The 12639-nt window shown below is 59.3% G+C and carries 13 protein-coding genes; 6 read left to right on the plus strand and 7 right to left on the minus strand.

The genetic code is table 11. The annotated features are described in order from the left end of the window. Positions 1–161 precede the first annotated feature (161 nt). The 6 genes from AC1D11_RS00910 to AC1D11_RS00935 form a co-directional block, all read right to left on the minus strand. Positions 162–1700 (minus strand): 2-isopropylmalate synthase, encoded by a 1539-nt coding sequence (locus tag AC1D11_RS00910; RefSeq protein ID WP_457278603.1) that lies wholly within the window; start codon positions 1698–1700, stop codon positions 162–164. A 55-nt stretch (positions 1701–1755) separates the two neighbouring features. Next, positions 1756–3450, minus strand: coding sequence for a 2-isopropylmalate synthase (gene leuA / locus AC1D11_RS00915; RefSeq protein ID WP_477647773.1), 1695 nt, complete (start codon positions 3448–3450; stop codon positions 1756–1758). Positions 3451–3623: 173 nt separating this feature from the next. Then, on the minus strand, positions 3624–4436 hold the full coding sequence (gene pssA / locus AC1D11_RS00920; RefSeq protein WP_477647772.1) for a CDP-diacylglycerol--serine O-phosphatidyltransferase: 813 nt from the start codon (positions 4434–4436) through the stop codon (positions 3624–3626). Positions 4437–4679: 243 nt separating this feature from the next. Next, positions 4680–5696 (minus strand): ketol-acid reductoisomerase, encoded by a 1017-nt coding sequence (ilvC, locus tag AC1D11_RS00925; protein WP_348050421.1) that lies wholly within the window; start codon positions 5694–5696, stop codon positions 4680–4682. Between the two features lie 127 nt (positions 5697–5823). Next, positions 5824–6315 (minus strand): acetolactate synthase small subunit, encoded by a 492-nt coding sequence (gene ilvN / locus AC1D11_RS00930; protein WP_011483239.1) that lies wholly within the window; start codon positions 6313–6315, stop codon positions 5824–5826. A gap of 110 nt (positions 6316–6425) precedes the next feature. Next, complete coding sequence (locus AC1D11_RS00935; RefSeq protein ID WP_477650898.1) at positions 6426–8204, minus strand: acetolactate synthase 3 catalytic subunit; 1779 nt, start codon at positions 8202–8204, stop codon at positions 6426–6428. Between the two features lie 324 nt (positions 8205–8528). On the opposite strand from AC1D11_RS00935, the gene AC1D11_RS00940 reads away from it, so the two are divergent. The 6 genes from AC1D11_RS00940 to AC1D11_RS00965 all read left to right on the plus strand — a co-directional run bounded on the left by AC1D11_RS00940 (position 8529) and on the right by AC1D11_RS00965 (position 12035). Then, positions 8529–9095, plus strand: a complete 567-nt coding sequence (locus tag AC1D11_RS00940) for an RNA polymerase sigma factor (RefSeq protein WP_457279761.1) — start codon at positions 8529–8531, stop codon at positions 9093–9095. Beyond that, positions 9092–9538, plus strand: coding sequence for a DUF3619 family protein (locus tag AC1D11_RS00945; RefSeq protein ID WP_477647770.1), 447 nt, complete (start codon positions 9092–9094; stop codon positions 9536–9538). The genes AC1D11_RS00940 and AC1D11_RS00945 overlap by 4 nt, the downstream gene beginning before the upstream one ends. A gap of 47 nt (positions 9539–9585) precedes the next feature. Then, on the plus strand, positions 9586–10263 hold the full coding sequence (locus AC1D11_RS00950; RefSeq protein ID WP_477647769.1) for a DUF3106 domain-containing protein: 678 nt from the start codon (positions 9586–9588) through the stop codon (positions 10261–10263). 72 nt (positions 10264–10335) lie between these two features. Further along, positions 10336–10893 carry an RDD family protein gene (locus AC1D11_RS00955; RefSeq protein ID WP_477647768.1) on the plus strand — a complete coding sequence of 186 codons (558 nt, stop codon included), beginning with the start codon at positions 10336–10338 and terminating at the stop codon, positions 10891–10893. A gap of 36 nt (positions 10894–10929) precedes the next feature. Continuing rightward, the gene (locus AC1D11_RS00960) at positions 10930–11406 is read left to right on the plus strand and encodes a diacylglycerol kinase (protein ID WP_477647767.1); all 477 of its coding nucleotides are present in this window, start codon (positions 10930–10932) and stop codon (positions 11404–11406) included. After that, on the plus strand, positions 11403–12035 hold the full coding sequence (locus AC1D11_RS00965) for an LOG family protein (RefSeq protein WP_477647766.1): 633 nt from the start codon (positions 11403–11405) through the stop codon (positions 12033–12035). Before AC1D11_RS00960 ends, AC1D11_RS00965 begins: the two co-directional genes overlap by 4 nt. Positions 12036–12160: 125 nt before the next feature. On the opposite strand, the gene AC1D11_RS00970 is transcribed toward AC1D11_RS00965, so the two are convergent. Next, the gene (locus AC1D11_RS00970) at positions 12161–12499 is read right to left on the minus strand and encodes a P-II family nitrogen regulator (RefSeq protein ID WP_007869659.1); all 339 of its coding nucleotides are present in this window, start codon (positions 12497–12499) and stop codon (positions 12161–12163) included. Between the last annotated feature and the right edge of the window lie 140 nt (positions 12500–12639).

The raw sequence follows: 12639 nt of genomic DNA on the forward strand, positions 1-12639 counted from the left end.
AGTGTATACAAATAGAAAAAGTCGCGCAATATCAAAAACTTGCGCGACTTTCCTAAAAACACACTCACTTTGTGACGTTTTTAACGCTCAAAGCCCCATCTGCACCCAGATTCAACGCTAAGTCATTGAATACAAAGGATTTTATTTTCCGAATTGTTACATCATCCCTGTGCAGCCACGCGGTCAGCTTTACTTTGGAGCTTATTCAATGCACTCAGATAGGCTTTTGCCGACGCCACCACAATGTCGGGGTCGGCGCCCACGCCATTGACCACCCGCCCGCTGTTCTGCAAGCGCACCGTGACTTCTCCCTGGCTTTCCGTCGACCCGCTGATGGCGTTCACGGAGTAAAGCACCATCTCCGCACCGCTTTTGACGTGTGACTCGATGGCTTTGAGGGAGGCATCAACAGGACCATTGCCATCTGATTCGCCTTTGACTTCTTTGCCGGCAACCGTGAACACGACGCTCGCCTGCGGGCGTTCGCCGGTTTCGCTGTGCTGCGACAGGGACACAAAACCGTACTGCTCGTTGTCGTGGGAAGCGCTTTCATCGCTCGCCAGCGCCAGGATGTCTTCGTCAAAAATCTCGCTTTTGCGGTCCGCGAGTTCCTTGAACTTGGCGAAGGCATTGTTGATGTCCGCTTCGCTTTCCATGGCGACGCCCAGCTCCAGCAGGCGCTGCTTGAAGGCGTTGCGCCCGCTCAGCTTGCCCAGCACGATCTTGTTGGCGCTCCAGCCCACATCTTCGGCGCGCATGATTTCATAGGTGTCGCGCGCCTTGAGCACGCCGTCCTGGTGGATGCCCGAGGCATGCGCAAACGCATTGGCGCCGACCACGGCCTTGTTCGGTTGCACAACAAAACCGGTGGTCTGGCTCACCATGCGGCTGGCCGCCAGGATGTGCTGCGTGTCTATGCCGAGCTCGAGGCCGAAGTAATCCTTGCGGGTTTTCACGGCCATCACCACCTCTTCAAGCGAGCAGTTGCCGGCGCGCTCACCGAGTCCGTTGATGGTGCACTCCACCTGCCGCGCGCCGCCAATCTTCACACCGGCCAGAGAGTTGGCCACGGCCATCCCCAGATCGTTATGGCAGTGCACGGACCAGACAGCCTTGTCGCTGTTGGGGATACGCTCGCGCAGGTTCTTGATGAAGTTGCCGTAGAGCTCGGGGATGGCGTAGCCTACCGTGTCGGGCACGTTGATGGTGGTTGCGCCTTCCTTGATCACGGCCTCCAACACGCGGCACAGGAAGTCCGGGTCCGAACGATAGCCGTCTTCGGGGCTGAACTCGATATCGCCCATCAGATTTTTGGCAAAACGCACCGAGAGCTTGGCCTGCTCGAACACTTGGTCCGGCGTCATGCGCAGCTTCTTTTCCATGTGCAGGGCACTGGTCGCGAGGAACAAGTGCAAACGTCCCGAGGCCGCAGGCTTCAGGGCCTCGGCAGCGCGGGAAATATCCCTGTCGTTGGCGCGCGCCAGCGAGCAGATGGTGGAGTCCCTCACCACCTCCGCAATAGCCTTCACGCATTCGAAATCACCATTGGAACTGGCGGCAAACCCGGCCTCGATCACATCGACCTTCAGGCGCTCCAGCTGGCGGGCAATCCGCAGCTTTTCGTCCTTGGTCATGGAAGCGCCGGGCGATTGCTCACCGTCGCGCAAGGTAGTGTCAAAAATAATGAGTTTGTCGGTCATGGTGGGATTCCTGATGCGTTGGGCGCTCTGTTTTTTTGAAAGGTCTTGAACCGGGTTAACCGCTAATGGTAGCCTCACCGACGGGCTGACCGGCCTTGCTGCGATGCAGGCCGGAAACAATGGCCTTGAGCGATGCCGAGACAATATTGCCGTCCATGCCGACGCCGAAAAGCGTCTGGTCGTTGATGCGCAGCTCCAGGTAGGCCACGGCCTGCGCGCTCGCCCCAGCCCCGATGGCGTGCTCGTGGTAGTCCAGCACGCGAACCGTGTGGCCTGTCGCCGCAGCCAGGCCGGCCACGAAGGCATCAATGGGCCCGGTGCCTGTGCCCTCAACGGCGTGACGTCTGCCGCGAAGCTGAACCTCGGCCTTGATGTGGAAGGACTCGCCGCCGGCTTTTCCGGTTTCCTCAATCACCAGACGCTGCGGTGCGGCAACAGTCTGTACGCCGTATTCTTTCTCAAACAGCGCGAAGATATCTTTGCCAGTCAACTCCTTGCCGGTCGCGTCCATCACCGATTGCACTACCTGGCTGAACTCGATCTGCAGGCGTCGCGGAAGCTCCAGGCCGAACTCGCTTTCCAGCAGGTAGGCGATGCCGCCCTTGCCGGACTGGCTGTTGACGCGGATCACGGCTTCATAGCTGCGGCCCAGGTCCTTGGGATCGATGGGCAAATAAGGCATGTCCCACACGTCGCCTTCTTTGCGCGCAGCGAAAGCCTTCTTGATGGCGTCCTGGTGCGAGCCGGAGAACGAGGTGTAAACCAGATCGCCGGCATACGGATGACGGGGATGCACGGGCAGCTGGTTGCAATGCTCCACCGTGCGGCGGATTTCGTCGATTTCAGAGAAATCCAGGCCGGGGGACACGCCTTGCGTGTAGAGATTGAGCGCGATGTTTACCAGGTCCACATTGCCGGTGCGCTCGCCGTTGCCGAAGAGGCAGCCTTCAATGCGGTCAGCGCCCGCCATCAGGGCAAGCTCGCCGGCCGCGGTACCAGTACCACGGTCATTGTGCGGATGGACCGAAATCACGATGGCATCGCGTCGAGCGAGATTGCGGTGCATCCACTCCATCATGTCGGCAAAGATATTCGGCGTGGAATGCTCCACCGTGGACGGCAGGTTGATGATGCATTTGCGCTCGGGTGTCGGCTGCCAGACCTCGGTCACGGCATCGACAACGCGCTTGGAAAACGCCAGCTCAGTGCCCGACCACATCTCGGGTGAATACTGGAACGTCCATTGCGTTTCAGGCTGCGCCGCAGCCAGTTGCTGGAAGAGCCGCGCATTGTCGGTCGCGAGCTGAACGATCTCGTCCTCATTCATGCCCAGCACCACGCGGCGCATGACCGGCGCGGTGGCGTTGTAGAGGTGGACGATGGCTTTTTTGGCGCCCCTGAGCGACTCGAAAGTGCGGCGGATCAACGGCTCGCGCGCCTGGGTCAGCACCTGGATGGTGACGTCGTCGGGAATCAAATTACCGTCGATGAGCTGGCGGAGAAAGTCGAATTCAATCTGGGACGCAGACGGAAAGCCCACCTCGATTTCCTTGAAGCCGATTTTCACCAGGGTGTGGAACATCCTGAGCTTGCGGGGAATGTCCATGGGCTCTATCAGCGCCTGGTTGCCGTCCCGCAGGTCCACGCTGCACCAGATGGGCGCTTGCGTCAGCACGGCGTCGGGCCAAGTGCGGTCGGCCAGTCGGACTGGCGCGAAGGATTGGTATTTGCTGGAAGGTGTTTTCAACATGGTCATTTCGTCAACCCCAAAGATTACAAAAAACCAGCAACCCAAAGAAAAACGGCCCGTTGCTGGTGCAAACGGGCCGTTGAATCAGGTGTACGCGTGCGCTACCGTCTCCGCCCGTTGGCAGATAGCAGTAGTGCTAGCGAAATTTGTTTCATCTGGTCAATGTACCACAATTATTTGTGAAGGCCGCGTTCGTCGGGCTCGTCGGTGGACGTCGAGATCACGCTTGTCTGCTGGCCTTTAGCCTTGCGCCATCCGTACAGCACGTAACCTGACAGGCCATAGAGCACGAACAGGCCGAACATCACGGTCGGTGGATGGATATTGATAACGGCAATTCCAAGCGCGATCAACACAATGGCGGCGAAAGGCACGCTGCGCTTCATCTGCACGTCCTTGAAGCTGTAGAACGGCACATTCGTGACCATCGTGAGGCCGGCATACAGGGTCAGGCCGAAGGTAATCCAGCGTACTTCCAGCCCGCTGATTCCTGCATCGGTCATCAGCCAGATAAAGCCGGCCACCAACGCCGCAGCGGCGGGCGACGGCAGGCCCTGGAAGAAGCGCTTGTCGACCACGGCCGTGTTCACATTGAAGCGAGCCAGGCGCAGCGCAGCGCAGGCGCAATACACAAAAGCGCCTATCCAACCCCACCGCCCCAGACTGGTCAAGGCCCAGACATAGGCGATCAACGCCGGTGCGGCGCCGAAAGACACCATGTCCGAGAGCGAATCCATCTGCTCGCCGAAAGCGCTTTGCGTATTGGTCATCCGGGCGACGCGGCCGTCCAGGCTGTCGAGGATCATGGCGCAAAACACACCGATGGCGGCCTGGTCGAAGCGCCCGTTCATGGCCATGACGATGGCGTAAAAGCCACCAAACAGGGCGGCCAGCGTGAATAAATTGGGCAATATGTAAATGCCCTTGCGTCGCTTGCGTATCACCACCGCTTCGGTAGGGAACGCCGAATCTTCACCATCATGCATAAAAACACTCCTGAGGCACAACTGGTGCGCGCAAACAGCTATCAAATTCATAGCACCTGTAGATGCCATCCAGAAGCCGGGCCTCCTTGAAGGAATAAGCCGTCGACTCAAGCCGCCAAGGATACCAAGATCGGCCCCGGCAGAAACCTTCACCTCACAGTACCCAGTCTGTCCTGGTCAGAAAAAAAGCCGCGCAGGACCTTTGCGCGGCTTTTTGCAGGACAAAGCCCTGACGGGCTTCGATCAGTTGCGGGTCTGGTCGACCAGCTTGTTTTTCGCGATCCAGGGCATCATGGCGCGCAGCTTTTCGCCCACGATCTCGATCTGGTGCTCGGAATTCAGGCGGCGGCGGCTCAGCAGGGTTGGCGCGCCGGCCTGATTTTCAAGCAGGAAGCTCTTGGCGTATTCACCCGTCTGGATGTCTTTCAGGCACTTGCGCATCGCGTCTTTCGTGGCCGAGGTCACAATGTTCGGGCCTGTCACGTATTCGCCATACTCTGCGTTGTTCGAGATCGAGTAGTTCATGTTGGCGATGCCGCCTTCATAGATCAGGTCAACGATCAGCTTGAGTTCGTGCAGGCATTCAAAGTACGCCATTTCGGGCGCGTAACCGGCTTCCACCAGAGTTTCGAAGCCAGCCTTGATCAACTCGACAGTGCCGCCGCACAGAACGGCCTGCTCGCCGAACAGGTCGGTTTCGGTTTCTTCGCGGAAGTTGGTTTCAATGATGCCCGCTTTGCCGCCGCCATTGGCCATGGCATAGGAGAGAGCCAGGTCGCGGGCCTTGCCGGACTTGTCCTGGTGCACGGCAACCAGGTGAGGTACACCGCCGCCCTGGGCGTAGGTATTGCGCACCGTGTGACCGGGAGCCTTGGGGGCGACCATCCAGACGTCGAGGTCGGCACGCGGAATCACAGCGCCGTAGTGCACATTAAAACCGTGGGCAAACACCAGGGAAGCACCCTGCTTGATGTGGGGAGCCACGTCGTTCTTGTAGACCGCGCCGATTTGCTCGTCGGGCAGCAGGATCATGACCACGTCGGCGGCCTTGACCGCGTCCGCTACTTCAGCGACCTTCAGGCCAGCCTTTTCGACCTTGGGCCACGAAGCGCCGCCCTTGCGCAGGCCGACGACCACTTTCACGCCGCTGTCGTTCAGGTTTTGCGCGTGTGCGTGGCCCTGGCTGCCGTAGCCGATGATGGCGACTGTCTTGCCCTTGATCAGGCTCAAATCACAATCTTTGTCGTAAAAAACTTTCATTTTTCTCTCCAGAATAGGTATTGGCGAAAATGCCCTTCGACAGGCTCAGGGCGAACGGTAAACGCATATCGCCACTCAAAATCCGTTCGCGTTGAGCCTGTCGAAACGCGCGCACGGACGACTTAAATCAAACCCGCAAAATCCGCTCTCCGCGGCCGATGCCGCTGGAGCCGGTTCGCACCGTCTCCAGGATCGCACTGCGGTCTATGGCCTCCAGGAAGGCATCGTTCTTGGACTGGTCGCCGGTCAGCTCGATGGTGTAGCTTTTCTCCGTCACGTCGATGATTCGCCCGCGGAATATATCAGCCATGCGCTTCATCTCTTCGCGCTCCTTGCCGACTGCGCGCACCTTGACCATCATGAGTTCACGCTCGGTGTAGGAGCCTTCGGTCAGGTCGACAACCTTGACCACTTCGATCAGGCGGTTCAGGTGCTTGGTGATTTGTTCGATGACGTCGTCGGAGCCCGTGGTTTGTATCGTCATGCGCGACAGGCTCGGGTCCTCCGTCGGAGCAACGGTGAGGCTTTCAATGTTGTAGCCGCGCGCCGAAAACAGGCCGACCACGCGGGAAAGAGCGCCCGGCTCGTTTTCCAGCAAAACTGCAATGATGTGTTTCATAAGAAGATTCCTCTTTTCGCTGCCCTCCCCTGCGCACGGTAATGCGCAGGCTCGGCAGACAATAGATTCGTCAGGTGACGGTGAATGAATGGGTGTGGTTGGCGTGGGGCCTAGAGGTCTTCCGACCCCAGCAGCATTTCGGTAATGCCCTTGCCGGCCTGCACCATCGGGAACACGTTTTCGGTCGGGTCCGTGCGGAAGTCCATGAACACCGTGCGGTCCTTGAGCTTGCGCGCCTCGCGCAGCGCCGGTTCCACGTCCTGCGGCTTTTCGATCAACATGCCAACGTGCCCGTAGGCTTCGGCCAGCTTCACGAAATTGGGCAGTGCGTCCATGTAGCTGCTGCTGTAGCGGCCTTCGTAGTCAATTTCCTGCCACTGGCGCACCATGCCCAGGTAACGGTTGTTGAGCGAGACAATCTTGATCGGGGTGTTGTACTGTAGGCAGGTCGACAGCTCCTGGATGCACATCTGCACCGAACCTTCGCCGGTGATGCAGAACACTTCCGAGTCGGGCTTGGCCAGCTTGATGCCCATGGCATAAGGAATACCGACGCCCATGGTGCCCAGGCCGCCCGAATTGATCCAGCGACGCGGCTCGTCGAACTTGTAGTACTGCGCGGCCCACATCTGGTGCTGGCCCACATCCGACGTGATGTAGGTGTCCGCGTCCTTGGTCAGCTTCCAGAGGGTTTCGACTACATGCTGAGGCTTGATGACGTCGCCCTTGCCCATGCTGTATTTCATGCAGTCGCGCTTGCGCCAGCCTTCAATCGTGTCCCACCAGCCGCCCAGCGCATTCGCGTCAGGCTTGAGGCCTGATTCCTTGATCATGGCAATCAGTTCGGTCAACACGTCCTTCACATCGCCCACGATGGGAATGTCGACCTTCACACGCTTCGAAATGCTGGAAGGATCGATGTCGATGTGGATGATCTTGCGTTCATTCTGCGCGAAATGCTTGGGGTTGCCGATCACGCGGTCGTCAAACCGGGCGCCGACGGCCAGCAACACGTCGCAATGCTGCATCGCGTTGTTGGCCTCAATGGTGCCGTGCATACCCAGCATGCCAAGGAATTTTCTGTCACTGGCCGGGTAGGCGCCCAGGCCCATCAGCGTGTTGGTGCAGGGATAGCCCAACATGTCGACCAGCGTGCGCAGTTCTTGCGAGGCATTGCTGAGCAACACGCCGCCGCCGGTATAGATATAGGGACGCTTTGCCGACAAGAGCAGTTGCAGGGCCTTGCGGATTTGCCCGCCATGGCCTTTGCGCACCGGGTTGTAAGAGCGCATCTCAACGGTTTGCGGATAGCCGTTGTAGGGCACCTTGTTGAAAGACACGTCCTTGGGAATATCCACCACCACGGGGCCGGGCCGGCCGCTGCGGGCGATATGAAACGCCTTTTTCAGGGTTTCGGCCATGTGCCGCGCATCCTTGACCAGGAAGTTGTGCTTCACGATGGGCCGGGTGATGCCGACGGTGTCGCACTCCTGGAAGGCATCCAGGCCGATGGCGTGGGTAGGAACCTGCCCCGTGATGATGACCATCGGGATACTGTCCATGTACGCCGTCGCGATACCGGTCACGGCGTTGGTCACGCCCGGGCCGGAAGTGACCAGCGCCACGCCCACCTCACCGGTGGCACGCGCATAGCCGTCGGCTGCGTGCACAGCTGCCTGCTCATGACGCACCAGGATGTGCTGAATCGAGTCCTGTTTGTAGACGGCGTCGTAGATATGCAGGACTGCACCGCCCGGATAACCCCACATGTATTTGACGCCTTCAGCCTGAAGGGACTTCATGAGGATTTCCGCACCGCGGAGTTCTTGAGAATTTGTTTGTGCAGACGCAGCTGCCGCGGAAGCGATTTCCGCTTTGGAGATTTCCATGATGAACCTTTGTGAATTTCTCTAACGAAATACCTTGGGTGCCTCTTCGCCCGCTCTTGTGAAGCAGCGTCGAGACTTGAGGCCAAAACCATGAGCGGAAACATAAACCGCCGAGTCATGACCCGTTTGCCTTTTGAATTGCAAGCCGTATTATGGCATTTCGCGTTGCGCAATGGCTGCACGCGGCGAAAAATCGCAGCCGGGACCGGCCGGGATGCGATAATTTTCCAGCTGTATCCTTGGATGCATGCCTTATTGGCATCGGCCCTGCGAGTACCCGCAGACCACCCTGTGCAGCGCTGGACGAACCGGAACCCCATACCGTTGGCAACTGAACAAGAACTCTCGGATTTCCTGAAAAGCGTTGAAAAACGGGCTTTCAAGCGCAGCATCTACCACGTGCGGGATGAGGAAGCTGCCCTTGACATCGTTCAGGACAGCATGATGAAGCTGGCACAGCACTACGGCGACAAGCCTGCGGCCGAGCTGCCCATGCTGTTCCAGCGCATCCTGGCCAACACCACGCTGGACTGGTTCCGGCGCCGCAAGACCCGGAACGCGCTTTTCTCCAACATGAGCGACTTTGAATCGCAGGGAGAAGACGGAGATTTCGATCTTCTGGAAACTTTAGAGAGCCTGACCAACTCAGAGGGTACAGAGAGCGCCCAGGACGCTACTGAACGGGCGCAGATATTGCATGAGATCGAACTGCAGGTAAAGGAATTGCCGGGCCGTCAACGGGAAGCCTTTCTGATGCGTTACTGGGAGGAAATGGACGTCGCTGAAACAGCAGCAGCCATGGGCTGTTCGGAGGGCAGTGTCAAAACACATTGTTCCCGTGCAGTTCACGCCCTCAGCAAAGCCCTGAGTGCCAAAGGTATAAAACTATGACTAACTCACTACAAAAAAGAGCCGAAATCCTGCAGGACCGCTTTGGTCTGAAGACCGCGTCCTACCTGTCCGCAGGAGCTGCAGACCTGCCTTACGACATTTCCGAGCGCCTGCGCGCCGCACGTGCCCAAGCTGTGTCAAAACGTAAAGTCGCCAAAACACAAACCGCCACCAGCATCGTCGGCGTTGGCACAAGTGCCGCCCTTTCCTGGGGATCTGATGACGGCCTGAGCTGGTGGGCACGGATTGGTTCGGTTCTTCCCCTTGTTGCACTCGTTGTAGGCCTGCTGGCCATCAATTCGATCCAGAACGACAACCGCGCCCAGGAACTGGCCGAAGTCGATGTAGCGTTGCTTACGGACGAACTCCCGCCCGCTGCTTTTGCCGACCCGGGTTTTGTCCAGTACCTCAAAACCACACGCCAAGCCCCCACGGCCCAATGATCCCGCGCGCAACCTCCCGACGCGCTCCATCTGTCGATGGCCGCTCAATGCGGTTGAGGCTGCAATGGCTGTCGTTCGGGCTTGTGACGGCTACCCTGCTGGCCTGGCCCATTCTGGGTTTTGCACAGGCGCCTAAACCCGTAGGCCCTGCCAGTGCAGCTGTGAAGCCGCCGGCCATCCCTGCCAAGCCCGTCGTGGCCAAGCCGACCTGGGCTGAACTCACGCCGATGCAGCAGCAGGCGCTCAAACCGCTGGCTTCAAGCTGGGATACCGTCAATGAGGCGCAAAAGCGCAAATGGCTGGAAATCTCCAAAAATTACCCCTCACTCACCCCGGAAGAGCAGGCCAACCTGCACAGCCGCATGAATGAATGGGTCACCTTGAGCCCCCAGCAGCGCGCGCAAGCCCGGTTGAACTTCGGCAAGACCAAGGAACTCTCCAAGCAGCTCACGCCTGAAGAGAAAAAAGCCAAATGGGAGACTTACCAGGCCCTCAGCCCTGAAGAGAAGCAGAAGCTGGCCGCCAAGGCCAGTCCAAAGCCTACCGGGGCGGCAACAGCGGTGAAACCGGTTGCACCGCAAAAGCTGGCGCCCGTGACACCGCACCCGGTCAAGGCAGCCAGCAAACCTGGCCCTAAAATCACTGCTTTGCAACCTGCCTCAGCTGCTACGCCCGCGGCGCCGTCCGCAAGCGGTGCCGCAACAAGCGCCACGCCCCAACGCTAAACGCTACCCGCAGCGGCTGGGCTTGGCCCATGCCTGCTGCCATCGCTGTGGCCAACCTTTATCGCGACATCTTTGACAGTCACAGACACCCTCCCCATTCCATCCATTCCCCGCCGCATGGCCTGCTGGATGTACGAAGGCATGCTGATGTTCGGCGTGGTTTTTCTGGCCGGTTACCTCTTCAGCACATTGAGCCAGACCCGAAATGCCCTGGACAATCGCCATGCCCTGCAGGCGTTCGTGTTTGTGATTTTCGGTATCTACTTCGTCTGGTTCTGGGCCAAAGGCCAGACCCTGGCCATGAAAACCTGGAACATCCGCGTAGTCGACGTCAACGGTGCGCCCGTCACCCAGAAACGTGCACTCCTGCGTTATGCGTTGAGCTGGCTCTGGTTTCTGCCGCCCCTGGCCGTGAGTTGGGCAATGGCGCTACCAGGGCGGGAAGGCGCCGTATTGACGCTGGGGTGGGTCGCTATCTGGGCCATCCTGGCGCGCTTTCATTCGCAAAAACAGTTTTGGCATGACGCTTGGGCGGGCACGCAGCTGATCACCTGGGTTGCACCCGAAAAACCCGGGCGCAAGGCCAAAAACAAGGCCGGTATCACCGGTACTGCGACCCATCAGCCCTAACATCAATGTGCCATAAAGCTGCGCGACAATGGCACCATGTCCGAACAAGTTCCGTTTCCCATGTCTGTGCCGGCGCCGCCATCTGATGTTGATGTCGCTCCTGCTGGCGCCACCTCCCGACTGGCCTCCAATGAGCCTGTCAACCCCCAAAAAAACCGCAAGGGCCTGAGCCGCGTCTGGCACGCCACGGGCTATTCCGTTGCCGGCCTGCGCGCAGGCTGGCACGAAACCGCCTTTCGCCAGGAAGCGATCGCATCGATTGTGCTGATCCCCGCCGCTTTCTGGCTGGGCCGCAGCTGGGTCGAAACGGTGCTCCTGGCCGGCACTGTCATCCTCATCATGATCGTGGAGTTGCTCAATACCGGCATTGAAACCGCCATCGACCGCATCGGCCCCGAATGGCACGACCTTTCCAAGCGCGCCAAGGACATGGGCAGCGCCGCCGTCCTGCTCAGCCTGCTGCTGTGCGCCGGTACCTGGGCCCTGGCGCTGTTCCAGCGATTTGCCGCATGAACGCAAGCATCAACAAAGTGACCGATATCTCCAAACCCGCCTCCAAACCTGCTTTTTCCCTCTGCGTTTATTGCGGATCCCGTCCCGGCAACCAGCCCGAATTCGCCGCCATTGCCGCCTTCGTCGGCACCTGGATAGGCAAGCGCGGTGGACAGCTGGTCTATGGCGGTGGCCGCAACGGCCTGATGGGCATCATGGCCGACGCTGCGCTTGCGGCCGGCGGGCGTGTTGTGGGAGTCATCCCCAAGGCACTGGTGGAGAAGGAATGGGCCCACACCGGATGCACCGAGCTGCACATCGTGGAAAACATGCATGAGCGCAAATACCTGATGGCCGAGCATGGCGATGCGTTCCTGGCCTTGCCCGGCGGCATCGGTACGCTGGAGGAGTTTTTCGAGGTATGGACCTGGCGCCAGCTGGGCTACCACGACAAACCAGTCGGCCTGCTCAACATGAACGGCTACTACGACGCCTTGCTCGCGTTCCTGGAATCTTCGGTAAAAACCGGCTTCATGAATGACTGGCTGATGGACCTGATCCGCACCAGCAGCGACGCGGAATCACTGCTGGAAACGCTGGTGCAGGCAGCCGGCATGACGCCAGGCAACACCCGCCTAGACCAAATCTGACATCGGTCGCAGGGATTTTTCTTCAGGCCAGCAGGGGCCGCGGAACCGGCTTTGCCGGGCCGCAGGCGCAGCGGCCCCCTCGGGGGGCAGGAAGCTACACGCAGTGAGCGACCGTGGGGGCCTATCTAGACCGCCGCTTCGTCTTCTTCGCCCGTGCGGATACGCACCACCCGCTCGACACTGGTGATGAAAATCTTGCCGTCACCGATCTTGCCGGTGCGTGCAGCGCGCACGATGGCATCCACACAGCGCTCTACATCCTCGGTTTTCACCACCACTTCGACCTTGACCTTCGGCAGAAAGTCGACGACATATTCGGCGCCACGGTACAGCTCGGTATGGCCCTTCTGGCGGCCAAAGCCCTTGACTTCAGTGACGGTCAGACCAGTCACGCCGCATTCGGCCAAGGCCTCGCGGACTTCTTCGAGTTTGAAGGGCTTGAGGACGGCGGTAATTTGTTTCACTGAATATCTCCGTTAGTTCTACATATCATCAAAAGCACGTGAAGGTCACAAGAAACTCTTCACCAGCATGAGCCGCGGGACTGGCTTTGCCAGACCGCATGGCGGGCGGCCCCCTCGGGGGGCAGGAAGCTACGCGAAGC

Source organism: Polaromonas sp. P1_E11 (assembly GCF_056405995.1).

Excerpts from the sequence above, each read along its gene's own strand:
- AC1D11_RS00945 (WP_477647770.1), top strand. The coding sequence starts at position 9,092 with ATGACTAACTCACTACAAAAAAGAGCCGAAATCCTGCAGGACCGCTTT.
- AC1D11_RS00910 (WP_457278603.1), bottom strand. The coding sequence starts at position 1,700 with ATGACCGACAAACTCATTATTTTTGACACTACCTTGCGCGACGGTGAG.
- ilvN (WP_011483239.1), bottom strand. The coding sequence starts at position 6,315 with ATGAAACACATCATTGCAGTTTTGCTGGAAAACGAGCCGGGCGCTCTT.
- ilvC (WP_348050421.1), bottom strand. The coding sequence starts at position 5,696 with ATGAAAGTTTTTTACGACAAAGATTGTGATTTGAGCCTGATCAAGGGC.
- AC1D11_RS00950 (WP_477647769.1), top strand. The coding sequence starts at position 9,586 with ATGCGGTTGAGGCTGCAATGGCTGTCGTTCGGGCTTGTGACGGCTACC.
- leuA (WP_477647773.1), bottom strand. The coding sequence starts at position 3,450 with ATGTTGAAAACACCTTCCAGCAAATACCAATCCTTCGCGCCAGTCCGA.
- AC1D11_RS00935 (WP_477650898.1), bottom strand. The coding sequence starts at position 8,204 with ATGGAAATCTCCAAAGCGGAAATCGCTTCCGCGGCAGCTGCGTCTGCA.
- AC1D11_RS00965 (WP_477647766.1), top strand. The coding sequence starts at position 11,403 with ATGAACGCAAGCATCAACAAAGTGACCGATATCTCCAAACCCGCCTCC.
- AC1D11_RS00960 (WP_477647767.1), top strand. The coding sequence starts at position 10,930 with ATGTCCGAACAAGTTCCGTTTCCCATGTCTGTGCCGGCGCCGCCATCT.
- pssA (WP_477647772.1), bottom strand. The coding sequence starts at position 4,436 with ATGCATGATGGTGAAGATTCGGCGTTCCCTACCGAAGCGGTGGTGATA.